Origin of the sequence: Actinomadura verrucosospora, from assembly GCF_039540335.1 — a bacterium.
Lineage (GTDB): Bacteria > Actinomycetota > Actinomycetes > Streptosporangiales > Streptosporangiaceae > Spirillospora > Spirillospora verrucosospora.
Genome location: NZ_BAABEV010000013.1, coordinates 141,513 through 168,094 on the forward strand (window position 1 = coordinate 141,513; position 26,582 = coordinate 168,094).

General features: G+C 71.3%; 23 protein-coding genes. 13 read left to right on the forward strand and 10 right to left on the reverse strand.

Going from position 1 to position 26,582, the window contains the following annotated elements:
- Positions 1–58: 58 nt before the first annotated feature.
- The 11 genes from ABD944_RS17140 to ABD944_RS17190 all read left to right on the forward strand — a co-directional run bounded on the left by ABD944_RS17140 (position 59) and on the right by ABD944_RS17190 (position 12,419).
- Positions 59–1,360 (forward strand): ABC transporter substrate-binding protein, encoded by a 1,302-nt coding sequence (locus tag ABD944_RS17140; RefSeq protein WP_345177541.1) that lies wholly within the window; start codon positions 59–61, stop codon positions 1,358–1,360.
- A complete protein-coding gene (locus ABD944_RS17145; protein WP_345177544.1) occupies positions 1,357–2,382 on the forward strand; it encodes a carbohydrate ABC transporter permease in 1,026 nt (341 codons plus the stop codon). Before ABD944_RS17140 ends, ABD944_RS17145 begins: the two co-directional genes overlap by 4 nt.
- Entirely contained in the window at positions 2,379–3,209 is an 831-nt protein-coding gene (locus ABD944_RS17150) for a carbohydrate ABC transporter permease (RefSeq protein ID WP_345177546.1), read from the forward strand. Before ABD944_RS17145 ends, ABD944_RS17150 begins: the two co-directional genes overlap by 4 nt.
- Positions 3,210–3,240: 31 nt before the next feature.
- On the forward strand, positions 3,241–4,887 hold the full coding sequence (locus ABD944_RS17155) for a glycoside hydrolase family 13 protein (protein ID WP_345177550.1): 1,647 nt from the start codon (positions 3,241–3,243) through the stop codon (positions 4,885–4,887).
- Positions 4,888–4,897: 10 nt separating this feature from the next.
- A complete protein-coding gene (locus ABD944_RS17160; protein WP_345177553.1) occupies positions 4,898–5,944 on the forward strand; it encodes a LacI family DNA-binding transcriptional regulator in 1,047 nt (348 codons plus the stop codon).
- A gap of 177 nt (positions 5,945–6,121) precedes the next feature.
- Positions 6,122–7,420: an ABC transporter substrate-binding protein gene (locus tag ABD944_RS17165; RefSeq protein WP_345177556.1), complete on the forward strand. Its 1,299-nt coding sequence runs from the start codon at positions 6,122–6,124 to the stop codon at positions 7,418–7,420.
- Between the two features lie 108 nt (positions 7,421–7,528).
- A complete protein-coding gene (locus tag ABD944_RS17170; RefSeq protein WP_378188956.1) occupies positions 7,529–8,518 on the forward strand; it encodes a carbohydrate ABC transporter permease in 990 nt (329 codons plus the stop codon).
- The gene (locus tag ABD944_RS17175; protein WP_345177558.1) at positions 8,515–9,417 is read left to right on the forward strand and encodes a carbohydrate ABC transporter permease; all 903 of its coding nucleotides are present in this window, start codon (positions 8,515–8,517) and stop codon (positions 9,415–9,417) included. The genes ABD944_RS17170 and ABD944_RS17175 overlap by 4 nt, the downstream gene beginning before the upstream one ends.
- A complete protein-coding gene (locus tag ABD944_RS17180) occupies positions 9,414–10,838 on the forward strand; it encodes a GH1 family beta-glucosidase (protein WP_345177562.1) in 1,425 nt (474 codons plus the stop codon). The genes ABD944_RS17175 and ABD944_RS17180 overlap by 4 nt, the downstream gene beginning before the upstream one ends.
- Positions 10,839–10,869: 31 nt before the next feature.
- Entirely contained in the window at positions 10,870–11,880 is a 1,011-nt protein-coding gene (locus ABD944_RS17185; RefSeq protein WP_345177565.1) for a LacI family DNA-binding transcriptional regulator, read from the forward strand.
- Between the two features lie 56 nt (positions 11,881–11,936).
- Complete coding sequence (locus ABD944_RS17190; RefSeq protein WP_345177568.1) at positions 11,937–12,419, forward strand: nucleoside deaminase; 483 nt, start codon at positions 11,937–11,939, stop codon at positions 12,417–12,419.
- Positions 12,420–12,437: 18 nt separating this feature from the next.
- Here ABD944_RS17190 and ABD944_RS17195 read toward each other — a convergent pair whose 3' ends face one another.
- Positions 12,438–12,761: a hypothetical protein gene (locus ABD944_RS17195; RefSeq protein WP_345177571.1), complete on the reverse strand. Its 324-nt coding sequence runs from the start codon at positions 12,759–12,761 to the stop codon at positions 12,438–12,440.
- 70 nt (positions 12,762–12,831) lie between these two features.
- Positions 12,832–13,224 (reverse strand): SSI family serine proteinase inhibitor, encoded by a 393-nt coding sequence (locus ABD944_RS17200; RefSeq protein WP_345177573.1) that lies wholly within the window; start codon positions 13,222–13,224, stop codon positions 12,832–12,834.
- Between the two features lie 281 nt (positions 13,225–13,505).
- Here ABD944_RS17200 and ABD944_RS17205 point away from each other — a divergent pair, with 281 nt between their 5' ends.
- On the forward strand, positions 13,506–13,985 hold the full coding sequence (locus ABD944_RS17205) for a nuclear transport factor 2 family protein (protein WP_345177574.1): 480 nt from the start codon (positions 13,506–13,508) through the stop codon (positions 13,983–13,985).
- Here ABD944_RS17205 and ABD944_RS17210 read toward each other — a convergent pair.
- Positions 13,973–14,698 carry an SDR family oxidoreductase gene (locus tag ABD944_RS17210; protein WP_345177577.1) on the reverse strand — a complete coding sequence of 242 codons (726 nt, stop codon included), beginning with the start codon at positions 14,696–14,698 and terminating at the stop codon, positions 13,973–13,975. The genes ABD944_RS17205 and ABD944_RS17210 overlap by 13 nt on opposite strands.
- 104 nt (positions 14,699–14,802) lie before the next feature.
- On the opposite strand from ABD944_RS17210, the gene ABD944_RS17215 reads away from it, so the two are divergent.
- Complete coding sequence (locus ABD944_RS17215) at positions 14,803–15,633, forward strand: helix-turn-helix transcriptional regulator (RefSeq protein WP_345177578.1); 831 nt, start codon at positions 14,803–14,805, stop codon at positions 15,631–15,633.
- Between the two features lie 27 nt (positions 15,634–15,660).
- Here ABD944_RS17215 and ABD944_RS17220 read toward each other — a convergent pair whose 3' ends face one another.
- The 7 genes from ABD944_RS17220 to ABD944_RS17250 form a co-directional block, all read right to left on the reverse strand.
- Positions 15,661–18,648, reverse strand: a complete 2,988-nt coding sequence (locus tag ABD944_RS17220) for a glycoside hydrolase family 3 C-terminal domain-containing protein (protein WP_345177580.1) — start codon at positions 18,646–18,648, stop codon at positions 15,661–15,663.
- A 106-nt stretch (positions 18,649–18,754) separates the two neighbouring features.
- A complete protein-coding gene (locus tag ABD944_RS17225) occupies positions 18,755–19,762 on the reverse strand; it encodes a LacI family DNA-binding transcriptional regulator (RefSeq protein ID WP_345177581.1) in 1,008 nt (335 codons plus the stop codon).
- A 63-nt stretch (positions 19,763–19,825) separates the two neighbouring features.
- Positions 19,826–21,190, reverse strand: a complete 1,365-nt coding sequence (locus ABD944_RS17230; protein WP_345177583.1) for a GH1 family beta-glucosidase — start codon at positions 21,188–21,190, stop codon at positions 19,826–19,828.
- Positions 21,190–23,481: an alpha-xylosidase gene (gene yicI, locus ABD944_RS17235; RefSeq protein WP_345177585.1), complete on the reverse strand. Its 2,292-nt coding sequence runs from the start codon at positions 23,479–23,481 to the stop codon at positions 21,190–21,192. The genes ABD944_RS17230 and yicI overlap by 1 nt, the downstream gene beginning before the upstream one ends.
- Complete coding sequence (locus ABD944_RS17240) at positions 23,481–24,374, reverse strand: carbohydrate ABC transporter permease (protein ID WP_345177588.1); 894 nt, start codon at positions 24,372–24,374, stop codon at positions 23,481–23,483. The genes yicI and ABD944_RS17240 overlap by 1 nt, the downstream gene beginning before the upstream one ends.
- A complete protein-coding gene (locus tag ABD944_RS17245; protein ID WP_345177591.1) occupies positions 24,371–25,285 on the reverse strand; it encodes a carbohydrate ABC transporter permease in 915 nt (304 codons plus the stop codon). The genes ABD944_RS17240 and ABD944_RS17245 overlap by 4 nt, the downstream gene beginning before the upstream one ends.
- Positions 25,282–26,565, reverse strand: a complete 1,284-nt coding sequence (locus ABD944_RS17250) for an ABC transporter substrate-binding protein (protein WP_345177594.1) — start codon at positions 26,563–26,565, stop codon at positions 25,282–25,284. The genes ABD944_RS17245 and ABD944_RS17250 overlap by 4 nt, the downstream gene beginning before the upstream one ends.
- Positions 26,566–26,582 lie beyond the last annotated feature (17 nt).

The following is a 26,582-nucleotide window of genomic DNA, read 5'->3' on the forward strand; positions in this document are numbered from 1 at the left end:
CAACTCTTGACCTGCGGGACGACGGCCCGGCGCGGGACGTCCCGCGAAGGAGGACACCATGCGGCGCACTCCCCTGATCGGCGGCACGGTCGTCTGCGCCGCCCTCGCGCTGTCGCTCTCCGCCTGCGGCGGCGACGACGACGGCGGCTCGAAGGGCGGCGCGGGCGCGGCGAGCCTGCAGGGCCGCGGTCCGATCACCTTCGTGACCGGCAAGGACCGCTCGGGCTACCTGCAGAAGCAGCTCGACGGCTGGAACACCGAGCACCCGAAGGAGCAGGTCCGCATCATCGAACTGCCGGACGAGCCGAACGACCAGCGGCAGCAGATGATCCAGAACGCCACGACCAGGTCCGACGCCTACTCGGTGCTGAACCTCGACGTGGTGTGGACGGCCGAGTTCGCCGCCAACCGCTGGCTCGCGCCGCTGCCCAAGGACGAGATCGACCTGTCCAGGATGCTGCCCGCGACCATCGCCACCGGGCAGTACCGCGACAAGCTGTACGCCGTGCCGTCCACGTCCGACGCCGGGATGCTCTACTTCCGCAAGGACCTGCTGGAGAAGGCCGGCATCACCGACCCGCCGAAGACCTACACCGAGATGTGGGACGACTGCGCCAAGGTCAAGAAGCTGCCCGAGGCGAAGGACGCCGACTGCTTCTTCACCGAGGTCAACAAGACCGAGAGCATGACGATCAGCGCCGTCGAGGCGATCGAGAGCGCCGGCGGCTCCATCATCGGCCCCGACGGCAAGCCCTCGCTGAACACCCCGCAGGCCAAGCAGGGCGTCGAGTTCCTCGTCGGCGCCAAGAAGGACCACATGCCGAAGGAGGCCGTCACCCTCGACACCGAGGGCGGCCGCCGCTACTTCCAGTCCGGCAAGCTGATCTTCCAGCGGCAGTGGCCGTACCAGTACGGGCTGGCGAACTCGGACGACGGCTCGTCGAAGGTGGCGGGCAGGTTCGCGGTCGCGCCGCTGCCCGGCCCGAACGGCCCCGGCGTCGCCAACCTCGGCGGCCACAACCTCGCGATCTCCGCGTTCGCCAAGAACAAGGCGACCTCGCTCGACTTCATCCGCTACCTCACCGGCGAGCAGGCCCAGCGCGCCAACCTCCTCGCGACCTCGCAGGCGCCCACCGTCGCGGCGCTGTACGACGACCCCGAGATGGTGAAGAAGTTCCCGTACCTGCCCGTCCTCAAGCAGGCCATCGCCAACGCCAGGCCCCGTCCGGTCGCCGTCAAGTACGGCGACGTCACCGCCGCGATCCAGGGTGAGATGTACGACGCGGTGACCGGGAAGAAGCCCGCCGACCAGGCCCTGACGGACCTGCAGGGCAAGCTCCAGCCGCTGACCGCGCAGTGAGCGGGACGACCACCGCCGAGAGCGCGCCCGCCGCCGGCACCGCCGCGGCGGGCGCGCCCCGCGGACGCGCGAAGTCCGACGTGCAGGGCACGCGGCGGCTCGCGGCGCTTCTGCTGTCGCCCACCCTCCTCGTGCTCGCCCTCGTGATCGGCTACCCGGTCCTCGCCGGGTTCCGCGAGTCGCTGTACGCGCGCGGCGAGGGGCTGGACGCCGACGGGTTCGTCGTCGAGGGCGACCGCTTCGTCGGCCTCGACAACTACACCGCGATCTTCCAGGGCGACCGCGCCGACGCCTTCTGGAACGCCTTCTCCAACACCACGTTCTTCACCCTCACCACGGTCGTGCTGGAGACGGTGATCGGCGTCGCGATGGCGCTGATCATGCAGCAGGCGTTCCGCGGGCGGGCGCTGGTGCGCGCGAGCATCCTCGTCCCCTGGGCGATCCCGACCGCGATCTCCGGGCTGCTGTGGCGGTGGATCTTCCAGGCAGACGGCGCCGCGAACGCGGTGCTGCGCCAGGAGATCCTGTGGACCGCCGACGGCTTCCCCGCCAAGGCGGCCGTCGTCATCGCCGAAGTGTGGAAGACCTCCCCGTTCATCGGGCTGCTCGTCCTCGCCGGGCTGCAGATGATCCCCCGGGACGTCTACGAGGCCGCCCGGGTGGACGGCGCCGGCCCGGTCCAGCAGTTCTTCCGCATCACGCTGCCGCTGGTCAAGCCCGCGCTGCTGGTCGCCGTGCTGTTCCGGATGCTGGACGTGCTGCGAATGTTCGACCTGCCCGCCGTGCTGATCGGCGTCAACCAGAAGTCCGTGGAGACGCTGACGATGATCGCCTGGTTCGAGGCGTCCAACCTGCGGTACGGGTCGGCGGCGGCATACGCGACCGTCCTGTTCCTGTACATCGCGCTCATCGCCTACCTGTTCGTGAAGCTGCTCGGCGCCGACATCATCGGCGAGGCCCGGCGGACCAGGCGCCCGCGCGCCGTCCGGACGCCGCGCGGCGGAAGGAGGGCGGCGGCATGACCGGCTCAGTGGTGAAGCGGACGCTGTCCTCCCTCGGGTTCGCCGCCGTGGCGGTGTACTGCCTCGCGCCGTTCTACTGGATGGCGGTCTCGGCGTTCCGCCGGCCGCAGGACCAGTTCGACAACTCGCCGGTCCCGGCACGGTGGTCGTGGGAGAACTTCTCCGCGGTGTTCTCCGGCGACAACGGCTTCGGCCGCGCCCTGCTGAACAGCGTCATCGTGGCGGGCGCCACCACCGTGCTCACCCTGCTGGTCGGCACGTTCACCGCGTACGCGCTGGCCCGGCTGGACTTCCGGTTCAAGAACGCGGTGCTCGGGCTGATCGTCGCGACGACGATGTTCCCGGGAATCTCGCAGCTGGTCCCGCTGCTGAAGCTCTTCACCGACATCAAGTGGATCAACACCTACCAGGCGATGGTGCTGCCCAGCCTCGGGTTCGCGCTGCCGCTGTCGGTGTGGCTGCTCACCGCGTTCTTCCGGCAGCTGCCGTTCGAGCTGGAGCAGGCGGCGATGGTGGACGGCTGCACCCGCGGCCAGGCCTTCCGCAAGATCATCGTGCCGCTGGCGGCGCCCGGGGTGTTCACCACGGCGATCCTGACCTTCATCGCCGCGTGGAACGAGTTCCTCATCGCGCTGTCCATGGTCAACAAGAAGGAGATGCAGACCGCGACCGTCGCGATCTCCAAGTTCACCGGCGTCTCCGGGTTCGACCAGCCGTTCGGCACCCAGATGGCGGCCGGGGTGATCGTGACCGTCCCGCTCATCGCCGTGGTGCTGGTCTTCCAGCGCCGGATCGTCGCCGGCCTCACCGCCGGCGGCGTCAAGTAGCACCCGACAGCTCCCGACAAGAAGGATGTTCATGACCCAGGACACCCTGCTCGTCCACACCGCCGGCGACCGCGCCGAAGGCGGAGGCTGGTGGCGCGACGCCGTCATCTACCAGGTGTACGTGCGCAGCTTCGCCGACTCCGACGGCGACGGTGTCGGCGACCTGCCGGGCATCCGGTCCCGGCTGCCCTACCTGGCCGGCCTCGGCGTGGACGCGCTGTGGCTGACCCCGTTCTACGTCTCGCCGATGGCCGACTTCGGCTACGACGTGGCGGACTACCGCGACGTCGACCCGCTGTTCGGCACCCTCGCCGACGCGCGCGGCCTCATCGCGGACGCGCACGCGCACGGGCTGCGGATCATCGTGGACGTCGTGCCGAACCACACCTCCGACCGGCACGCCTGGTTCCGGGCCGCGCTCGCCGCTGCCCCCGGGTCCGCCGAGCGCGACCGCTACGTCTTCCGGGACGGGAGGGGATCGGACGGCGCCGAACCCCCCAACGACTGGGAGTCGGTGTTCGGCGGCCCCGCCTGGACGCGGGTGCCGGACGGCCAGTGGTACCTGCACCTGTTCGCGTCCGAGCAGCCCGACCTCAACTGGGAGAACCCAGAGGTCCACGCCGAGTTCGCCGACGTCCTGAGGTTCTGGCTCGACCTCGGCGTGGACGGCTTCCGCGTGGACGTCGCGCACGGCATGGCCAAGGCGCCGGGCCTGCCCGACGTGGGCCACCCGAACCAGACGGAGATGCTCGGCACGGCCGTCCTGCCCTACTTCGACCAGGACTCCGTCCACGACATCCACCGCGCGTGGCGCCGCCTGCTCGACTCCTACGGCGGGGAGCGGATCGCCGTCGCCGAGGCGTGGGCGCCCACGCCGCAGCGGCTCGCCGACTACACCCGTCCCGACGAGCTGCACCAGGCGTTCAACTTCCACTACCTGACCGCGCCCTGGGAGGCCGGCGGGATGCGGGCGGTGATCGAGGAGTCGCTGCGCACGGCCGGGGCCGTCGGTGCGCCGGCGACCTGGGTGCTGTCCAACCACGACGTGAAACGCCACGTCACGCGGTACGGCGACGGCGAGACCGGCCTGCGGCGCGCCCGCGCGGCCGCGCTGCTGACGCTCGCGCTGCCCGGCTCGGCCTACGTCTACCAGGGCGAGGAGCTCGGCCTGCCGGAGGTCCTGGACCTGCCGGAGGAGTTCCAGCGGGACCCGCAGCGGCTGCGCGCCGAGGGCGCCGGCCGCGACGGCTGCCGCGTCCCGATGCCGTGGGAGGGCGAGGAGCCCCCGTTCGGCTTCGGCGCGGGCGGCGCGTCCTGGCTCCCGATCCCCACCGCGTGGCGCGACCTGACCGTCGCCGCGCAGGACGGCGACCCCGGCTCGATGCTCGCGCTCTACCGCGAGGCGCTGCGGATCCGCCGCGGGCATCCGGCACTCGGTGACGGGGATTTGTACTGGAATGCCAGCTCACCCGGCACACTGGTCTTCGTGCGTGCGGCCGGGGGCGGGAACGGGCGGCTCGCGTGCGCGGTCAACATGGGCGGCGCGACCGCGCGCGTCCATGTGCGGGGGACCCCGCTCCTGGCGAGCGGGCCGGTCCGCACCGACGGCCTCGCGGACGGCGGAGACGTCGACCTGCCCCCGGACACCGCACTGTGGTGGGACGTCGAGGAGGGATGACTTGAAACCTATGACGACGCGCCTGGCGGACATCGCGGCACACGCCGGGGTGAGCGAGGCGACGGTGAGCCGCGTGCTCAACGGCAAGCCGGGCGTGTCCCCGACCACGCGCCAGGCGGTGCTGACCGCCCTGGACGTGCTCGGATACGAGCGCCCGGCCCGGCTGCGCCAGCAGCGGGCCGGGCTGATCGGGCTGATCATCCCCGAGCTGACCAACCCGATCTTCCCGGCGTTCGCCGAGGTCATCGAGAGCGCGCTGGCCCGGCACGGGTACATGGCGGTGCTGTGCTCGCAGACGCCGGGCGGCGTCGCCGAGGACGACTACATCGAGATGCTGCTGGAGCGCGGCGTCGCCGGGATCATCTTCGTCAACGGCCTGCACGCCAACGCCAACTCCGACCGCGCCCGCTACGCGCGGCTGCTCGAACAGGCCCTGCCGATCGTCCTGGTCAACGGTTACCGCCCCGACATCGACGCGCCGTACGTCTCCAACGACGACGTGGCGTCGATGGAGGCGGTCGTCGCGCACCTGGCCGCAATGGGCCACCGCCGGATCGGCCTCGCGATCGGCCAGGACGTGTACGTGCCGACGCGGCGCAAGACCGAGGGGTTCCGGCGCGGGATGGCCGCGCACACCGGGCTCGCCCCGGACGAGGTGGACGAGCTGGTCGTCAACACCATGTACACGGTCGAGGGCGGGCAGGCGGCGGCCGCGAAGCTGCTCGACGCGGGCTGCACGGCGATCTGCGGCGGCAACGACATCATGGCGCTCGGCGCGATCCGGGCCGCCCGGTCGCGCGGCCTCCAGGTCCCCGAGGACGTGTCGGTGACGGGCATGGACGACTCGCCGCTCACCGCCTACCTCGACCCCCCGCTGACCACGGTCCGGCAGTCGGTGCGGGAGATGTCGATGGCCGCGGTGAGCACCGTCCTGGACGAGATCCGGGGCACCCGAGCGCCCCGCACCGAGCTGCTCTACCGGCCCGAACTCGTCGTCCGGCGGTCCACGGCCCCTGCCCCGGCGGCGGCCCGGCTGACCCCCGTCAAGGAGGGCTGACCCGGACCTGACGGGGTGTCGGACCAGGCCTGACCCGGCTGCCGCGGGAGCCAGGTTCTTGTAACGGTTATGTTTCGGCACATTGACAGTGAGCCGGGTCACGGTCTTTTATCCGTGGGAGCGCTCCCACACCGATGCACCACCACAACCTGAGAGGGGTCCGCCATGAGGGCCATCATGCGGCGCGGACTGAGTACGGCGATGGCGGCGGTACTCGTCGGCGGCCTCGCCGTCGCGTGCGGCGGCGACGGCGACGACGACAAGGGAGGCTCCGACAGCGGGCCGGTCGAGCTGACCGTCGACGTCTTCGGCGAGCCGGGCTACGACGCGCTCTACAAGCAGTACGAGCAGTCCCACCCCAACGTGAAGATCAAGCAGCGCAAGGTCTCCACCCTGGACGAGTACAAGCCGCGCATCCAGCAGTGGATGGCGACCGGCAGCGGCGCGGGCGACGTCGTGATGCTGGAGGAGGGCATCCTGCCGCTCTACATGCAGCAGAAGGCCAAGTTCCTCAACCTGTTCGACTACGGCGGCAAGGACCTGGAGAAGAACTTCCTGCCGTGGAAGTGGCAGGCGGGCGTCACCCCCGACGGCAAGCAGCTCATCGGCCTCGGCACCGACGTCGGCCCCCTCGCCATGTGCTACCGCACGGACCTGTTCAAGAAGGCGGGCCTGCCCACCGACCGCGCCGAGGTCGGCAAGCTCTGGCCGACGTGGGACGCGTTCCTGTCCACGGGGCAGAAGTTCCAGGAGAAGGTGCCCGGCAGCAAGTGGCTGGACGGCCCCACCGCCGTGTTCCGCGCCACCGTCCTGCAGAACGCCGGCACCGGCCCGGGCTACAGCTTCTTCGACAAGAGCGAGAACCTCGTCTTCGACAGCAACCCGGCGGTCCGGCAGGCGTTCGACACGTCACTGAAGTTCGAGCAGAGCAAGCTCACCGCCGACATGTCGATCTTCACGCCGCCGTGGCAGACCGCTCTCAAGCGCGACACCTTCGCGACCCTGCCGTGCCCGTCCTGGATGCTCGGCGGCATCGAGGAGTTCTCCGGCAAGTCGGGTAAGGGCAAGTGGGACGTGGCCACCACGCCCGGCGGCTCCGGCTACTGGGGCGGCTCGTGGCTCGCGGTGCCCAAGCAGACCAAGCACGCCAAGGCCGCCGCCGAGCTCGCCGAGTTCCTGACCTCCCCCGAGGGCCAGGTCGGCGCGTTCAAGGCCGCGAACGTCTTCCCGTCCTCGCCGCAGGCCGCGCAGGACCCGGCGGTCGCGGGCGCCAAGAGCGCGTACTTCAACGACGCCCCGATCGGGCAGATCTTCGGGCAGCTGGTGGCCGCGGTGAAGCCGGTGCACCTCGGGCCGAAGAACGAGGACGTGCGCGCCGCGGTGGAGAACGTCCTGATCTCCGTGGGCCAGGGCCGGCAGAAGCCCGACCAGGCCTGGACCAAGTCCGTCGACGAGGCGAAGAAGGCCGCCAGGTAGCCGGCGGTCCCCCGACCACGGCGGCGGCGCCGGGCCGTACCTCCCCGCCGGCGCCGCCGCCGTTCCCCTCCCCCGCTTCGTCCCGTCCTCGGAAAGGAGGCGCACGACGTGACCACCGATCTGCGCCCCAGCCGGAACGGCCCGCCGGCGGCCTCGCCCGCGGCGGCGCGGCCGGAACCGGGCCGCACCTGGCGCGCACGGCTGGCCCGGCTCGACGTGAAGGGCGCCCCCTATGCCTTCATCTCGCCGTTCTACCTCGTCTTCCTGATCTTCGGCGCGTTCCCGCTCGTCTACACGCTCTGGGTCTCCCTGCACGACTGGGAGCTGGCGTCGGGGACCCGCAAGTTCGTCGGGCTCGACAACTACGACTACCTGCTGAGCGACGCCGACTTCTGGCACGCCACGGTCAACACCCTCGGGATCTTCGCCCTCTCGACCGTCCCGCAGCTGCTGATCGCCCTGCTGATCGCCAACACCCTGAACCGGCGGATGCGGCTGCCGACGCTGTTCCGGATCGGGATGGTCGCCCCGCTGGTCACCTCGACCGCCGCCGTCGCGATCGTGTTCACCCAGATGTTCGACAAGGACTGGGGCATGGTCAACTGGGCGATCGGGCTGGTCGGCATCGACCCGATCCACTGGTCGAGCAGCCGCGGCTGGTCCTGGGCGGCCATCGCGATGATGGTGGACTGGCGCTGGACCGGCTACAACGCGCTCATCTACCTGGCCGCCATGCAGGCGATCCCGAAGGACCTCTACGAGGCCGCGGCGATCGACGGCGCGTCCCGGCTCCGGCAGTTCTGGCAGATCACGGTGCCGATGCTGCGCCCCACCATCATCTTCACGGTGATCATCTCGACGATCGGCGGGCTCCAGCTGTTCACCGAGCCCGTGCTGTTCAGCGTCGGCACGCCGAACAAGATGGACGGCGGCCCGATGCACCAGTTCCAGACGATCACGATGTACATGTACGACAACGCGTTCGGCCATGACCGCTACGGCTACGGCGCGACGGTCGCCTGGGCGCTGTTCGTGATGATCATCGTGTTCTCCCTGATCAACTTCCTGGCCGTGCGCCGCACGGGAGGCACCAAGTGACCACGCTCCTCGCCGGCCCCGGTGGCCGGAACCCCGGCGGCCGGCGCGCCGCCGCGCATCCCGGCCGCTACCGCGGCCTGTGGAACGCCAGTCCGCTCACCTATCTCACGCTGGTCGTGGCGCTGGCCCTGTCGATCTTCCCGATCTACTGGATGATCATCGTGGCGACCCGCACGAACAGCGTGGTCGCCGACGTCCCGCCCCCGCTGCTGCCGGGCGGCCACGGCGGCGACAACGTCGGCCGGCTGTTCGACAACCCGGAGGCCTACTTCGCCAAGGGCCTGCTGAACTCCGCGATCGCCTCCGCGGCGGTGACGGTCTCCACGGTGTTCTTCGCCTCGCTGGCCGGGTTCGCGTTCGCCAAGCTGCGCTTCCGCGGCAAGAACGGGCTGCTGCTCACCATCATCGCCACGATGATGATCCCGGTGCAGATGGGCATCATCCCGCTCTACATGATCATGGTGAAGCTGGGCTGGCAGAACCACCTGCAGGCGGTCATCGTCCCGTTCCTGGTCACCGGGTTCGGGGTGTTCATGATGCGGCAGTACGCCGACCAGGCCGTCCCGGACGAGCTGATCGAGGCGGCCCGCGTCGACGGGTGCACCACGTTCGGCATCTACTGGCGGGTCGTGCTCCCCGCGCTGCGCCCCGCCGCGGGCGTCCTCGGGCTGTTCACGTTCATGCAGACCTGGAACGAGTTCATGTGGCCGCTGGCGGTGCTGAGCCCGGACAACCCGACGGTCCAGCTGTCCATCAACAACCTCGCGAACGCCTACTTCAAGGACTACACGCTCATGTTCGCCGGGACCAGCGTGGCGATCCTGCCGCTGCTCGTGGTGTTCATCGTTTTCGGCCGCCAGATCATCGGCGGGATCATGGAAGGTGCAGTGAAGGCGTGACCTCCCTCAAGGACGACACCAGCGCGGCTCCCGCCGCACCTTTCCCCACCGGCTTCCGCTGGGGGGCGGCCACCGCCGCCTACCAGATCGAGGGCGCCGCGGGCGAGGGCGGGCGCGGACCGTCCATCTGGGACACCTTCTGCCGCACGCCAGGCAAGGTCCTGCGCGGCGAGAACGGCGACGTCGCGGTGGACCACTACCACCGGTTCCCCGAGGACGTGGCCCTCATGTCCGACCTCGGGCTCACCGCGTACCGGTTCTCGATCTCCTGGCCGCGGGTGCAGCCGTCCGGGGCCGGGCCCTTCAACACCGAGGGCCTCGACTTCTACCGGCGACTCGTGGACGCCCTGCTGGAGGCCGGCATCGAGCCGTGGCCGACGCTCTACCACTGGGACCTCCCGCAGCCGCTGGAGGACAAGGGCGGCTGGCCCGACCGTGACACCGCGCACCGGTTCGCCGAGTACGCCGACCACGTGCACGCGGCGCTCGGCGACCGCGTCGCGCAGTGGATGACGGTGAACGAGCCGTGGTGCGCGGCGTTCCTCGGCTACGCCTCCGGCGACCACGCGCCCGGACGCGTCGACCCGTCGGCGTCGCTGCTGGCCGCGCACCACCTGATGCTCGGCCACGGCCTGGCCGTCGAGGCGATGCGGGCCCGCCGCCCCGGCAACCGCTTCGGCGCCGCCGTCAACCTCTACGCGGTGTCGCCGGCGACCGGCGACCCGGCCGACGTCGACGCGGCGCGCCGGATCGACGGGCTGCAGAACCGGCTGTTCCTCGACCCGCTGCTGCTCGGCCGCTACCCCGAGGACGTCCTCGCCGACACGGCCCGCTACGGGTTCACCCCGCCCGACGCGGACCTGGCGGTCATCAACCAGCCGCTCGACCAGCTGGGCATCAACTACTACTCGCGGCACACCGTCGCGGGGACGCCCGGCGAGGCGGCGCAGACCGCGTCGTCGCCGTTCGCGACGAACTCCCCCTGGCCCGGCAGCGGCCACGTCCGGTTCGTGCCGGCCGGGCGCCCGGTCACCGGGATGGGCTGGGAGATCGACGAGCGCGGCCTGCACGAGGTGCTGACCCGGCTGCACCGCGAGTACCCGTCCGTCCCGCTCTACATCACCGAGAACGGCGCCGGCTACGACGAGGTCCCCACCGAGGATGGCACGGTCCAAGACGCGGGCCGCATCGCCTACCTCGACGCGCACCTGCGGGCGTGCCACGACGCCATCTCCGAAGGGGTGCCGCTGCGGGGCTATTTCACATGGTCGCTGCTGGATAATTTCGAATGGGCTTGGGGCTACTCCAAGCGTTTCGGGCTGGTCCACGTCGATTACGCCACGCAGCGCCGGGTGCCCAAGGAGAGCGCACGGTGGTACGCCGGAGTGATCCGGCGGGGCGGGCTGCCCGAGCGGGGCTGACCCGGGCGACGGCACGGACGAAGGGGGCCAGATGACGGGCAGGAGCACGCGCCCGACCCTGGAGGAGGTCGCGGCGCGGGCCGGCGTGGGCCGCGGCACGGTGTCCCGGGTGGTCAACGGCTCGCCGCGGGTCAGCCCGCAGGCCCGCGAGGCGGTGCTGAAGGCGATCGAGGAGCTCGGGTACGTGCCGAACCGCGCGGCCCGCACCCTCGTCACCCGCCGCACCGACACCGTGGCCCTGGTCGTCGCCGAGTCCGACCAGCGGCTGTTCGGCGAGCCGTACTTCGCCGGGATCATCCGCGGGATCAGCAACGGCCTCGCCGACACCGGCCTGCAACTCCTGCTCGCCCTCGCCCGCTCCCCCGCCGAGTACGGCCGGCTGGAGGACTACCTCACCACCCAGCACGTGGACGGGGTGCTCCTCACCTCCCTGCACGCCGAGGACCCGCTGCCCGCGAAGCTGGAGGCCAACGGGGTGCCGACCGTCCTCGGCGGCCGCCCGCCCGGCCTGCACCCGGTCAGCTACGTCGACGTCGACAACCGCAGCGGCGCCCGCGAGGCCGTCGGCCACCTCATCGCGGGCGGCCGGCGGCGCATCGCGACCATCGCCGGCCCCCAGGACATGGGGGTCGGCATCGACCGGCTGGCCGGCTACCGGGAGGCGCTCGCCGAGGCGGGGCTGCCCGAGTACGTCGAGTACGGCGACTTCGGCGAGGCCAGCGGCATCACCGCGGCGGAGCGGCTGCTGGCCGCCGAGCCGTCCCTGGACGCGGTGTTCGCCGCCGACGACCCGATGGCGCTCGGCGCGCTGCGGGTCCTGCACCGCAGCGGGCGCAGCGTCCCCGGCGACGTCGCGGTGATCGGCTTCGACGACTCGGCCGCCGCCCCGCTGGCCGACCCGCCGCTCAGCACCGTCCACCAGTCGCCGGAGGAGATGGGCCGGGAGATGGCCCGGCTGCTGGTCTCCCGGATCCGCGGCGAAACCGTCGCCGACCCGGTCGTCATTCTGCGCCCCCACCTGGTGCTACGCGATTCCGCGTGAGAACCTCGGCTCCGCGCTTATGATCGTTCGAGTCGTCCCGGGCAAGGAGCACAGACATGGCCTACGAACCGACCGCCGCCGAGCGCGTCCACCTCGACCGCTGCGTGGAACTCGCGCGGGAGGCGCTGGAGGCGTCGGACGAGCCCTTCGGGACCGTGCTCGTGTCGGCGTCCGGCGAGGTCCTGTTCGAGGACCGCAACCGCACCGCGGACGGCGACCAGACCCGCCACCCCGAGTTCGAGGTCGCGCGGTGGGCGGCGAACAACATGGCGCCGGACGAGCGCGCGACCGCCACCGTGTTCACCTCCGGCGAGCACTGCCCGATGTGCTCGGCCGCGCACGCCTGGGTCGGCCTCGGCCGCATCGTCTACATCATGTCGTCCCGCCAGCTCGTGGCCCTGCGCACCGAGCTCGGCGCCGCGCCCGGGCCGGTCAGCGCCCTGCCGGTCCAGGAGGTGGCGCCGGGCGTCCCGGTGGACGGCCCGGTCGCCGCCCTCGAAGCGACGATGCGCGAGCTGCACACGCGCGCCTCCGCCTGAGGGCGGCGGTTCCGGGGCTCACCGCCCGGTCAGCGCCTCCAGCCGGTCGACGGCGCCGCGCCAGTCGGAGGGGAGCCAGCACCGGGTCGCCCGGTGCCCGCGGTAGTTGAGCGTGTAGGTGAAGTGGTCGGCCACCTGGCACCCCTCGGACGAGGACTCAGTGGTGACGACGCGGCTCAGCGCGTCCTTCAGACCGCGCATCTCCTCCGCGCCGAGCGCGACCTTCTCGTCATTGACGAGCGCCGTTCCCGCCATGTTCACCGTCACTTTCTGGTGAATTCCAGCGAATCCTCCTGAACGTTCGTAGGCGACCAGCACGTCCGGCCCGGTGTGAGCGAGCATGGGCATCTCCTTTTGCGCGGGCCGCCGGACAGCACCCCGCTCCCCATTCCGGCGGCCCGCAGATCGTGAGTTACTCGCTGAAAAGGATTCCACCGGTGGCGCGCACGGCGAGGCACCGGTTCGCATACGTCCGCGCGAAATGCCGGCCGGATCCGTGCCAGACGCCGTTCGCGATCACCGTGACGGGCGCGTGCTCCAGCGTGCAGGCGGTCGGCCGCGCCGGAACGCGCCCGACCTCGCCGTCGACGGCTTCGAGCTGGTCACAGGCCTGGGACGCGGCGGCGTGCGTCCCTCCGTCCGGGTCGCACCACAGGGTTCGCGTGGCGACGGGACCGCTCTGCGGCATCACCGTGAGCAGGTAGACGCCGACCGGGCCGTCCGCCCGGGCCGGCACGGCCGGGGCGGTCATCGCCATTCCGGCCAGAACGGCCGCCCACCGGAAACGGGCACGCGACATATACATGTCTTCCTCCCTGGATCGCCCACCGCGATCTGCGGCAATGGCCGGCGGGGCATCGAATTGTGGTGGATGTCCCGCCGCATCCAGACATTAGGTGCCACAAACTCCCTCGAACAAGGCCGATCTACGTCCCCAACCGGCCACCCGTTCATTCTTAAATCACGTCTGCCCGAATGTGCAATGCCGATAACTGGTGAATTGCCCGCCGGGTGTGCTATTCGCGCCGTCCCGTCCACCGGGACTCCGCCCGCCGCGCCGCGCGGGCCGTGGGCCAGGATCGGGCCATGCCCGCCGACCAGCCCAGCCACCAGGCCATCGCCAACCTCGTCTTCCGCTACGCCGCGTGCGTCGACGGCGCGGACTTCGCGGGCATCCGCGACCTGTTCGCCGACGCCTCGTTCACCGGCAGCGGCGGCACCCTAAGCGGCGGCGAGGCGATCGCGGCGATGTTCGAGCGGACCGTGATCGTCCACGCCGACGGCACCCTCGGCACCAAGCACGTCACCACGAACCTGGCCGTCGAGGTGGACGAGGAGGCGGGCACGGCGACGTCCAAGGCGTACTACACCGTCCTCCAGGCCGTCCCGGGCCTCCCTCTCCAGCCCATCGCCTGCGGCACCTACGACGACGCCTTCGCCCGCACCGGCGGCCGCTGGCACTTCACCGCACGCCGCATCACCCTCGACCTGGCCGGCGACCTGACCCACCACCTCCGCCGCCCCGGGAACCTCCCGTCCCGCACTTCGCCACCTCACCAGGGATAGGTGCCGCCGTTCTCGTTGAGGAAGACGCCCGTCGTCTCCTCCGCGAGCTGCCTGGCTATGTGGGCTCCGCCCTCCTCCGCGCTCAGCACGCCCGTGTGGCCGTTGAGGTCGGTGGCACAGAAGCCGGGCGAGAGCGCGTTGACCCGGATCCCGGAGTCCCGGAGGGCGTGGGCGTAGATGAGCGTGACGGCGTTGAGCGCCGCCTTGGACGAGTTGTAGCCCAGGAGCGTCGCGTACCGGGCGAACCCTTCGTCCGGATCGCTCAGGAAGGCGAAGGTCCCGAGCCCGCTGGAGACGTTCCCGACGTAGCCGGACGGCGACCTGCGCAGCAGCGGCAGCATGGCGTTGGTGACGGCGACGACGCCGAACACGTTGGTCTCGTAGACCTCGCGCAGGTCGTCGACGGGCATCTCGGCCGGCGGGCGGGACCCGTCCCGGGTGGTGACAGCGTTGTTCACCAGGACGTCGAGGCGGCCGTACTCGGCGTCGACCAGTTCCGCGGCCGCCGCGATCGTCGCCGGATCGGTCACGTCCAGCCGGACGTACCGGACGTCGAGCCCCTGCCCGGCCAGGCGCGCGGCGGCGGCCGTCCCGCGGCCCTCGTCCCTCGCGCCCAGCAGCACCGTGTGCCCGGCCCGCGCCATCGCGCCGGCGGTCGCGAAGCCGATGCCCTTGTTGGCGCCCGTGATGAGAACGATCAGTTTGGTCGTCATGGGACGCAACCCTGGCCTCCCGCCGCCGCGGGCGGGAGAGCACCGCCGAGGCTGGTACCGGCGGTCCCATGGTGGCCGCGCGGCCGGGCGGTCACACTGGAGCCATGCAGCACGGGGACCGGGCGGAACTGGCCGCCTTCCTGCGGCGGCGACGGGCGCGGATGCAGCCGTCCGAGGTCGGGCTGGAGCGGGGACGCCGCCGCACGCCCGGCCTTCGCCGCCAGGAGGTCGCGAATCTCGCCGGGATGTCGGTGGACTACTACGTCCGCCTCGAACAGGGCCGGGGGCCGCGGCCGTCGCGGCAGATGCTCGCCGCGCTCGGGCGGGCGCTGCGGCTGACCGACGACGAGCGGTCCCATCTCCACTACCTGGCCGGGGAGGTGCCCGCGCCGCCCGCGACACCGGTGCGCGAGGTGCGGCCGGGCCTGCTGCACCTGCTGGAACGGCTCGTCGACACCCCCGCGCTCGTCTGCGACGCCAAGTACGACGTCCTCGCCTGGAACCCCATGGCCGCCGCCCTGTTCGGCGACTTCTCCGCTGTTCCGGAAGACGAGCGCAACGTCGTCTGGCGCTTCTTCGCCCGCCCGCAGGCCCGTGACCGCCTCGATCCCGGCGACGCCCGCCGGTTCGCCCGCGAGGCCGTGGCCGATCTGCGCGCGGTGGCCGGCCGGTACCCGCGCGACCCCGGGGTGCGCTCGCTCGTCGAACGGCTGCTGGCCGCCAGTCCCGAGTTCGGGGCGCTGTGGGCCGAGGGCGACGTCCGGCTCCGGCGCTCGACGCGCAAGCTCATCCGGCACCCGGTGGCGGGCCTGCTCGACCTCCAGTGCGAGGCTCTGCACGACCCGAGCCGCGACCAGTGGACCGTCTTCTACACCGCCGCCCCCGGGTCCCCCACCTCCGACGCCCTCCGGGCGCTGAGGGGCGCGAACCTGTGAGGTCGCGCCCCTCGCGCCAGGAGTGGGTCAGGGGGTCAGGGAGAAGGTGCTCAGGCGGGTCTCGCCCTTGAAGACCAGGTAGACGTCGCGGTTTCCGCGGGCTCCGGCCAGGGGTGCGGTGATCTCCTTGTAGGTGTAGGCGTCGGCGGTGGACGGGACGGTGAGGGTTCCGGCGCGGGGGCCGTCCGGACGGTCGAGGCGGACCTCGACGGTGGTCGCGGAGGTTCCCGCCACGCGGGCGGTGACGCGTCCCGCGGACGAACCGAGGGCGGCGTCCGCGAACTTCAGCCACGAGCCGGACGCGCCGGCCACCGCGTCCCCGGACGCCTTCGTCTCGTCGACCAGGCTGATGCCGTTCTGGTCGTCGAAGTCGGCGGCCCGGGTCGGCTCGGCGAGGTCGCGGGCGGGGATCGTCTCGCCGCGCACGTCGAGGACCGCCCGCCGCCGGATGTCGGTGGACGAGGAGCCGATGAGCAGGTCGTGCTCCGACTTCTCGACCGCCCACCTGCCGCGGGTCACGTCCCAGACGGCGAGGTCGGACGCGTTCAGCCGGAGTCTCGCCGTCACCGTCCGCCCCGGGGCCACGTGGACCTTGGCGAAGGCGCGCAGCCTCTTCACCGGCTGCTTCACCCGCGACGTCCGCTGGTGCGTGTAGAGCTGGACGACCTCGTCCCCGGCCTTCTCACCGGTGTTGGTGACCGGGACGGTGACGGTCACCGTGCCGTCGCGTCCGATGGAGCGGGCGCTGAGCCGCGGCTCGCCGTACCGGAACGTGGTGTAGGACAGGCCGTGGCCGAACGGGTAGAGCGGCTTGCCCTTGAAGTACTGGTACGTCCGGTCGGACTTGATGATGTCGTAGTCGAGGATGTCGGGCAGATCCGCGCCGGAGCGGTACCAGGTCTGCGGGAGCTTGCCCGAGGGGCTCTCGTCGCCGAACAGGAGGGACGCCAGGGCGTTGCCCGTCTCGGCTCCGGCGTGGCTCGTCCACAGGATCGCCGGGACGTTCTCCTGCTCCCAGTCGAGCGTCGTCGGATAGCTGTTCTCCACCACGACGACCGTGTTCGGGTTCGCCCTGCGGACGGCCTTGACGAGCTCGGACTGCCCTTCGGCGAGCGCCATCGTGGTGCGGTCGTGGTCCTCGCGGCCGTTGATGAACGGCATGCTGCCGACCACGACGACGGCGGCTCCGGCGCCCCTCACGGCCTTGACCGCCGAGTCCACGCCGCTGCTGACGACGTCCTTGGAGAAGCGGGACGCCTCGGCCTTCGTGGTGAGGGCGAGCGTTCCGTCGTCCTGCGCCTTCACATAGGTCTTCGCCGGGTCGGCCCAGTCGTAGGCCTTCTCGTAGCCGGCGTAGCGGAGCAGGTAGTCGCCGCCGTCTTGCTTCTCCAGCGCGAACATCTGCTGGACGAACCAGCCGTTCGGCTGGTCCTGGTCATTGGCGAAGGTGTCGCCCCAGTTGTGGCGGCCGACCGTCTTGCCGTTGGCGGCGCTGCGCAAGGTCACGATGCCCTGGCCCCAGTCGAACACGTCGAACTGCGTCGTGGCGTCGGAGGACGAGGCGGGCCCGGTCCTCAGGACCGCGCCGGAGCCGGTTCCCCCGGCGATGTACTTGCCGGTCTTCACGTCCTTGAGGGCGATGCGGTCGACGCCCTCGCTGGAGGCCACCGCGCCGGCGCGCTTCCTGATGCCGTCCAGCGGCGTGACCTCGTAGGGCAGCGAGCCGGAGTACCAGTCGGTGTAGAGGGTGTTCGACAGGGGCCCCACGACCGCGACCTTCTGCCGCGAGAGCGGCAGCGTGCCGCGCTGGTTCTTCAGCAGCACCATCTGCTCCGCGGCGGCGGTGCGGGCCAGCGCCCGGTGCGCGGGGCTGTCCACCGCGTCCTTGGTGATCTTGGCGTAGGGGCCGCCGCCCGGGTCGAACTCGCCGAGCCGCACCCGGACGCTCAGGATGTGCCCCGCCGCGCGGTCGATGTCGGACTCGGCGAGCAGCCCGCGTGACAGCGCCTGCTTGACCGCGTTCACGGTGATGGCCGAGTTCGTGTCGTCGGTGGTGAGGCTGTCCACGCCCGCCTTGAGGATCGCCGCGTCGCCGGTGGCCAGGTCGGGGTGGTACTTCTGGGAGCCGACGAGGTTGTTGGGGGCGCCCGCGTCGGTGACGTTGAACAGCGTCCGGTCCGACCAGGAGCGGACGAGCCCGCCGGCGTCGGGGGTGACCGTGGCGGGACGGCCGTTGACGAGGTTGTAGGACGTCATGATCCCGGTCGCGGCGTCGCGGGCGAGCGGCATCTGGAACGGGACCTCGTCGTACTCCCGGCGCACCCGCGGCGGCAGGCTGGAGGACGTCTGGTCGCGCCGGACCTCGTTGTTGTTGGCCATGTAGTGCTTGAGGACCGGCGCCGCCTTGAGGCGCTCGGGGTCGTCGCCCTGCATGCCGCGGCCGTAGGCGGTGGCGAGCAGGCCGGTGAGCAGCGGGTCCTCGGAGTAGCCCTCCTCGTTGCGCCCCCAGCGGGGGTCGCGGAGGAGGTTCACGACCGGCGCCCACAGCTGCAGGCCCCAGACGTCGGGGTTCTCGCTGTTGTACCCGCGGGCCTCGTCACCGACGGCCGAGCCGATCCGCTTCATCAGGGCCGGGTCCCAGGTCGCGCCGAGCCCGACCGACTGCGGGAACACGGTCCCCTTGGCGGTCACGACGGCGCCGCCGTCGTGGACGTCGGTGGACCACGCGACCCCGTGCAGCGCCTCGGTGCCGGTCTTGAACCGGCCGATGCCGAGCCGCGGGATCGCGGGCTGGTACTGGTGCAGCAGCGAGATCTTCTCGTCGAGCGTCAGCCGCCCGACCAGGTCGTCCACGCGGGCCTGGACGGGCAGTCCCGGGTCGCGGAACGGGTAGGACTCGCGGGCGGCGGCGGGCGCCGTCCACGCGAGGGGGGCCGCCAGCGCGGCGGCGAGGACGAGGGTCAGCGACCGGTTGCGCCGGCCGGGGGAACGGGGATCGCGACGGAATCTGGGCAACGGTTCTCCTTCTGGAAGATCCCCCGAGCGGTGTGTCGAAGCGCTTCGATAACGGGCCGGGCGACGGCCCCTCTCCTCCTTCGGCAGGGTGGCGGGATTCGGCCTCTCAGCGGGGCGCGGGCGCGCTGCTGGCCCGCGGGGTCAGGGTGGGCGGGAGCAGGGTCGCGGCGGGCACGGGCACGCCGTCGAGCTTGGACATCAGCAGTTCCACGGCGCGCCCGCCGACCTCCTCGGCGGGGATCGCCACCGACGTCAGGGGCGGCTCGGCGTGCTCGGCCATCTCGTCCGGGCACAGCGCGACGACGGACACGTCCTCGGGGACGCGCCGGCCGGCCGCGCGCAGCGCCCGCACCACGGGGCCGACGACCGGCTCGTTGTGGACGAGGACGCCGGTGAGACCGGGGCGCTCGGCGAGCAGCCGGGCGACGAGCGCGCGGGCCGCGTCCGCGGTCGCCTCGCACGGGTGGACCTCCCCGGTCAGCCCGTGCTCGCCGACCGCGGCGGCGAACCCGTCGGCGACCCGCTGGGCGTAGCCGGTCTGCCGCGCGTACACCTCCGGCGGCGAGCCGATCAGCGCGATCTCCCGGTGGCCGAGCCCGGCGAGGTGCTCGACGCAGACCGCCCCGGCCGCGTGGAAGTCGAGGTCGATGCAGGTGAGGTCGCCCGCGTCGGCGGGGAAGCCGATGAGCACGCTCGGCCGGTCCAGGGAGCGCAGCAGCGGCAGCCGCGGGTCCCTCATCTGCACGTCCATGACGATCAGCGCGTCGACCAGGGCGCTGTCGGCGACGCGCCGCAGGCCGTCCTCGCCCTCCTCCTGGGTGAGCAGCAGGACGTCGTGGTCGTGGCGGCGCGCGGCGGTGACGACGGAGACGGCGAACTGCATGACCACGGGCACGGCGATGCCGGAGCGCAGCGGGATCATCAGCGCCAGCACGTTGGAGCGGCTGCTGGCGAGCGCGCGGGCGCCCGCGTGCGGCCGGTAGCCGAGCTCGCGGATGCTCTCCCGGACGCGCCGCCGGGTCTCCTCGGAGATCGAGCGCTTCCCGCTCAGCACGTAGGAGACCGTGCTCGGCGACACCCCCGCGTGCCGCGCCACGTCAGTGATCTTGACCACGGACCGTCCCGTCGTGCTCGAAGCGGTTCAGAGTGCGAATGATCGTAACCCCGCGCGCGGGCCTCACGAGGGGCGGCGGGCGATGGCGTCGCGGTACCAGTGGGCGCTGTCCTTCCAGGTGCGGTCGCCGGTGGCGTAGTCGACGTGGACGAGGCCGAAGCGCTTGGAGTAGCCGTAGGCCCACTCGAAGTTGTCCAGCAGCGACCAGGCGAAGTAGCCGCGGACGTCGGCGCCCGCCTTGCACGCCCTCTCGACCGCGGCGATGTGGTCGCGCAGGTAGGCGATGCGGCGGTCGTCCCGGACGCGGCCGTCCCCGTCGACCGCGTCGTCGAACGCGGCGCCGTTCTCGGTGACCATCAGCGGCGTGTCCGGGTACTCGCGGTGCAGCCGCAGGAGGAGCTCCTCCATGCCGGTCGCGTCGATCGGCCAGCCCATCTCGGTGGAGGGGCCGGGCTGTTCGGCGAACTCGACGGCGTCGCAGCCGACGAACGGGCTGGCCGCGCCCCTGCGATGGCCGTCCGCGTGGGCGCGCGGCGCGGCGCCGTCCCAGTCCCGGACGAGGGTGGGCGAGTAGTAGTTGACGCCCAGCACGTCGAGCGGCGCGGCGATGATGTCCGCGTCCCCGTCGCGCAGGAAGCCCCAGTCGGTGAGGGACGCCGTGTCCTCCAGCAGGTCGGCGGGGTAGCCCCTGCCCAGCATCGGGTCGAGGAACACGCGGTTGGCGACGGCGTCCACCCGGCGGACCGCCTCCGCGTCGCCGCGCAGGTGGTGCAGGTTCAGCGTGACCGAGTGCCGCGCGGACGGCGACACCACGCCGCGCAGCGCGCGGACCGCCAGGCCGTGCGCGAGGTTCAGATGGTGCGCGGCGGTCAGCGCGGCGACCGGGTCGGCGCGGCCGGGGGCGTGCACGCCGGACGCGTAGCCGAGGAACGCCGAGCACCACGGCTCGTTCAGCGTGGTCCAGGTGTGGACGCGGTCGCCGAGGACGCGCCCGACGCGCTCGGCGTAGTCGGCGAACCGGCGGGGCGTGTCGCGGTCCGGCCAGCCGCCGGCGTCCTCCAGGGACTGCGGCAGGTCCCAGTGGTAGAGCGTCGCGACCGGGGCGATGCCGTGGTCGAGCAGCGCGTCGACCAGGCGGGAGTAGAAGTCCATGCCCTTCGGGCTGGGCCTCCCGTCCGGCAGGACCCGCGACCATGAGAGGGAGAACCGGTAGGCGCCGATGCCGAGCTCGGCCATCGTCGCGACGTCCTCCTCCCAGCGGTGGTAGTGGTCCGTGGCGACGTCGCCGGTGTCGCCGTTCAGGACCTTGCCGGGGGTGTGGCTGAACGTGTCCCAGATGGACGGCGCGCGGCCGTCCTCCTGGGCCGCGCCCTCGATCTGGTAGGCGGCGGTGGCCGCTCCCCACAGGAACCCTTCCGGGAACCCCATCAGCTCTCCTCTTCCATGGTGACGACCACTTCGCCACCGATCGCCCTGACGAGGACGCCGTGCGGATGGTCCGACGGCTCTCCGCCCTCGACCGCGGCCACGCGCGCGTTGACGAGAAGGACGTTCCATGTCCCCTCGCCGGTCACGCGCAGGTTTTCACCGTTTCTCACCGTGGTGAAAACGGTGTCGCCGACCTGGGTGACGACGGTGGCCCCGTCGGCGGGCTCGTAGACGCGCAACGTGACGCCGTCAGCATGGTCGTAGTCGGGACGGTCGTCCACCGCTCCCTCGGGAAAGACCGCACCCGGACGGACGAGCAGCGGCACGCTGTCGAACCCGTGCCGTTCGCGGACCCAGCGGCCGCCCGCGACCCGCTCGCCGGTGAGGTAGTGCGTCCACACGCCCTCCGGCACGTAGTAGGCGACCTCCCCGCCGGAGGAGAACACCGGCGCGACGAGCAGATCGTCGCCGAGCATGTACTGGCGTTCCAGATGCGTGCAGGCGGGGTCGTCCGGGAAGTCGACGACCATCGCGCGCATCATCGGCAGCCCTTCCCCGTGCGCCTGGCGGGCCGCGCCGGCCAGGTAGGGCATCAGCCGCATCTTCAGGCGGGTGAAGTACCGCAGGACGTCCACCGACTCCTCGTCGAACAGCCACGGCACCCGGTAGGAATGGCTGCCGTGCAGGCGGCTGTGCGAGGACAGCAGCCCGAACGCGATCCACCGCTTGAACAGCGCCGGATCGGGCGTCCCCTCGAAGCCGCCGATGTCGTGGCTCCAGTAGCCGAACCCCGACATGCCCAGGGAGAGGCCGCCGCGAAGGCTCTCCCCCATCGCCTCGAACGTCGACTCGGCGTCGCCGCCCCAGTGCACCGGGAAACGCTGCCCGCCGGTCGTGGCGGACCGGGCGAACACCACCGCCTCACCCTCGCCGCGCTTCTTGCGGAGCAGGTCGAAGACGGTCTGGTTGTAGAGATAGGTGTAGTAGTTGTGCGCCCGCTCCGGGTCGGATCCGTCGTGGTAGACGACGTCGGTGGGGATGCGCTCGCCGAAGTCGGTCTTGAAGCAGTCGACGCCCATGTCGAGCAGCGCTTCCAGCTTCCCCGCGTACCAGTCCCGCGCCTCGGGGTTGGTGAAGTCGACGACGGCCAGGCCGGGCTGCCACTTGTCCCACTGCCATACGTCCCCGTCCGGCCGCACCAGCAGATAGCCGCGCGAGCGCCCCTCCTCGAACAGCGGCGAGCGCTGCCCGATGTAGGGGTTGATCCAGACGCAGATCCGCAGGCCGCGGTCCCGCAGCCGGCGCAGCATCCCCTCCGGGTCGGGGAACACCCGCGGGTCCCACTCGAAATCGCACCACTGGAACTCGCGCATCCAGAAGCAGTCGAAGTGGAAGACGCTGAGCGGCAGGTCGCGCGACGCCATCCCCTCGATGAACGAGGTGACGGTGTCCTCGTCGTAGGAGGTCGTGAACGAGGTCGACAGCCACAGCCCGAACGACCAGTCGGGCAGCCGCGCGGGCCGTCCGGTGAGCGCCGTGTACTTGCGGAGGATCTCCTTCGGCGACGGCCCGTAGATGACGAAGTAGCGCATCGACTGGCCCTCGACGCTGAACTGCGTCCGGGCGACGGCCTCCGACGCCACCTCGAACGAGACCCGCCCGGGATGGTCGACGAAAACGCCGTACCCCGCGTTGGTCAGGTAGAACGGCACGTTCTTGTACGCCTGCTCGCTCGCCGTCCCGCCGTCGGCGTTCCACACGTCCACGGCCTGGCCGTTCTTCACCAGCGGCCCGAACCGTTCCCCGAGCCCGTAGACGAAGTGGTCGACGCCCAGGTCGAGCTGCTCCCGCACGTAGTGGCGGCCGTCGTCGGTGTCGATGACGGCCTGCGCCTTGGGCGCGCTCCCGGTCAGGCGGCGCCCGTCCGCGAGGAAGTCGACGCCCCACTCCCCCTTACGCCCGACCCGGACCGACAGGGCCCCGGACGTCAGCGTCGCCGCCTCCTCGTCCACGGACACCTCCCCCGTGGGGTCGGCGGCCAGCTCGAAGTCCGGGCCGCGGCGCCTCTCCCCCGCGAAGTGGGTGAGGGTGACGCCGATGACGTCCGGCATCGGCGACTCGCACGTCACCGTCACCACCGGCCCCTTGAGCAGGTCGCCCCGGTGCCGGATCCGCTGCACCGGCGCGTGCACCGTGAACGTGCCCGGCCCGGCGTCCACGTCGAGGACCTCCACCGGATGCGACGCCCGCACACCTTCGCGCAGCATCCAGTAGCCGTCGCTGAACTTCATTACTTGACAGCCCCCGCCGTGAGTCCGCGCGCAAGGGTGCGCTGGAAGATGAGGAAGAACGCGACGGTCGGCAGGAGGCCGAGGAGCGACGCGGCGCTGGACATGGTGGCGTCCATGAGGCGCTGCCCCTGCAGCACGCCGAGGGCGACCGAGACCGTCTGGTTCTCGTTGGAGATGAGGAAGACCATGGGGATCAGGAACTCGTTCCAGGTCCACACGAAGAAGAACACGAGCAGGACCGACATGGTCGGCCGGACGACCGGGACGACGACCCGCCACAGCACCTGCCACCGGCCGGCGCCGTCGATCCGCGCCGCCTCCAGCAGCGGGCGCGGGAACGCCGCCATCACCGACGACAGCAGGTACGTGCCGAACGCGCTCTGGATGACCGTGAACACGATGATCACGCTGATCCTGGTGTCGTACAGGCCGACCTGCTTCGACATGTAGTACAGCGGGTAGACGAGCGCCTCCTGCGGCAGCGTGTTGGCCAGCAGCAGCACGGCCAGCACCCACATCCGCCCCTTGATCCGGCCGATGCCGAGCGCGTAGGCGTTGAGCACCGACAGCAGCACGGCGAGGACGGCGACGGAGCCGCTGATGACCGCGCTGTTCAGCAGGACGTGCCCGAAGTCGACGCGCTCCCAGAACTGCCGCACCCCGTCCAGGTGGAACCCGTCGGGAGGGGACAGCGGGCCGCTCGACGAGTACTCCTGCGGCGTCTTCAGCGCGTTGAAGACCACCACGACGAACGGGATCAGCATCACGCCCGCGAGCGCGACCAGCGCCACCAGCACCGCGTAGGCGGACGGGCCGCGGCGGCGGGCCCGGCGGGGCGCGCCCCGCCGGTCGCGCGGCGGCGCGCCCGTCTTCCTCGTCAGCGTCGCGGTCATCGCCCCTCCCCCAGGTCACGGCCCTGCAGGCGCAGGAAGACGACGGTCAGCGCGACGATGACCAGCGTCAGCACTGTCGCGATCGCCGAGCCGTAGCCGACGTCGGACTTCTCGAAGAAGTTGACCCAGGAGTAGTAGGACGGCACGTTCGTCGCCCCGCCCGGGCCGCCCTTGGTCAGCACGAAGATCTGCGGGAAGGCCTTCAGCGCGGCGATCGTCGTCCACAGCAGCACGACGAAGATCTCCGGCCGGATCTGCGGGACCGTGATGTGCCGGAACCGGCGGCCCCACGAGGCGCCGTCGATCTCGGCCGCCTCGTACAGCGAGGGGTCCACCCGCTGCAGACCCGACATGAAGATCACCAGCGGGAAGCCGATCTGCATCCAGACCATGACGCCGACGACGCTCCACAGGGCGGTGGCCGGGTCGCCGAGCCAGTCGTGCGCGAGGGAGCCGAGGCCCACGGCGTCCAGGAACGCGTTGACCGCGCCGTTCTCCGGGGCCAGCAGCCAGCTCCACACCACGCCCGCGATGACGACCGGCAGCACCTGCGGCAGGTAGACGCAGGCGCGCAGGACGCTCGCGGTGCGCGGCCCGAAGTGCCGGTCGACCAGGTCGGTCAGGGCCGCGGCCAGCACCAGGCCGATCAGCGTCGGGACGATCGCCATCCCGACGATGATCAGGACGTTGTGCCGGAACGAGGCCCAGAACTCCCCGTCCTTCACGAGCTCGCGGTAGTTGCCGAGCCCGATCCACTCCGGGGTGCCGACGCCCGTCCACTCGGTGAAGCTCGTCCCGATGTTCATAAGGAACGGCACCCCGATGACGGCGGTGAACAGGAGCAGGCCGGGGAGCAGGTAGGGCACGTAGCCCCACTGCTCCCGCGACCGGCCGCGGCCTGGCGTCGTCACTTCGGCAGGCCGCCGTCGTAGGTCTTCTGGATGCCGCCGAGGACCTCGCCCGGCGCCGCGCCGTTCATGAGCTTCTGCGTCTGGGCCACCCAGGCGTCGTAGAAGCCGGCGACCGGCCAGTCCGGGTAGTAGGCGAGCCCGTCGGAGCGGGACAGCCCGTCGAAGTCGGCGATGAGCTTCTTGGCCTTGGCGTCGGTGATGGCGGCCGGGTCCGCCGCGACCGGCACGCCGCCCGCGTTGCCGAGGGTGGTCTGCGCCTGCTTCTTCATCGTGATGTCGATGAAGTCGTAGGCGAGCTGCTTGTTCTCCGACCCCTTGGGGACGACCCAGAGGTTGCCGCCCGAGCCGAGCGTCATCTTGGCGCCGGGCCAGACGGCGGTCTCCCAGTCGAACTTCGCCTCAGCGGCGACCCGGCCGAACCACCAGCTCCCGGAGAACATCATGGGGAACTTGCCGCTCATGAACGCGACGCCCGCGTCCTCCGCCTTGAGGCTGACGGAGTTCTTGGCGATGTAGCCCTTCTTCACCCAGTCGGCGAAGGTGGTCGCCCCGTAGGTCCAGGCGGCGTCGTTGAAGTTCGTCTTGCCGGTGTAGCGCTGGAAGGCGTCCACCCAGGCGCGGTCGGCCTTGTCCAGGGCGAGCTGGTAGACGAACTGGTGCGCCATGTACTCGGCGCCCGCGTTGGTCATCGGCGTGACGCCCTTCGCGACGAACTCGTCCATCGCGGCGGTCAGCTCGGCGAACGTCCTCGGGATCTCGACGTCGTTCTTCTTGAACAGGTCCTTGTTGTAGTAGACCTGCACGTACTCCGCATAGTCCGGAACGCCGTACCATTTGTCGCCGCCCATCGTGCCCTTGGCGTCGTACTTGGCGGTGACCTGGACGTTCGGGCTGATCAGCTTGTCCCAGCCCCGCTTGGTGACCTCGGGGGTGAGATCGGTGAGCAGACCCTGCCTGGAGAGCAGGCCGGCGGTCGCGTTGCCCTTGTTGTACTCCATGACGTCGGGGGCGTCCTTGGAGTTCAGCACCATGGGCGCGGTCTTCTGGATCTGCTCGAAGCCCTTCTCCTCGAACTTCACCTTGACGCCCGGGTGGGTGGCCTCGAACTCCTTGACCGCCTCGTCCCACGCCTTGCCCATGGCGCTGTCCGGGGCCTCGTAGTGCCAGAGCTTCAGCTCCTTGCCGCCGGAGCCGCCGTCGTCGCCGCCGCACGCGGTGAGCGACAGCGCCGCCGCGGCAAGGGCGGCGAGCACCGCCGCGCTCCTGCCTGCCTTGATCATGGGTCTTCCTCCGGGGT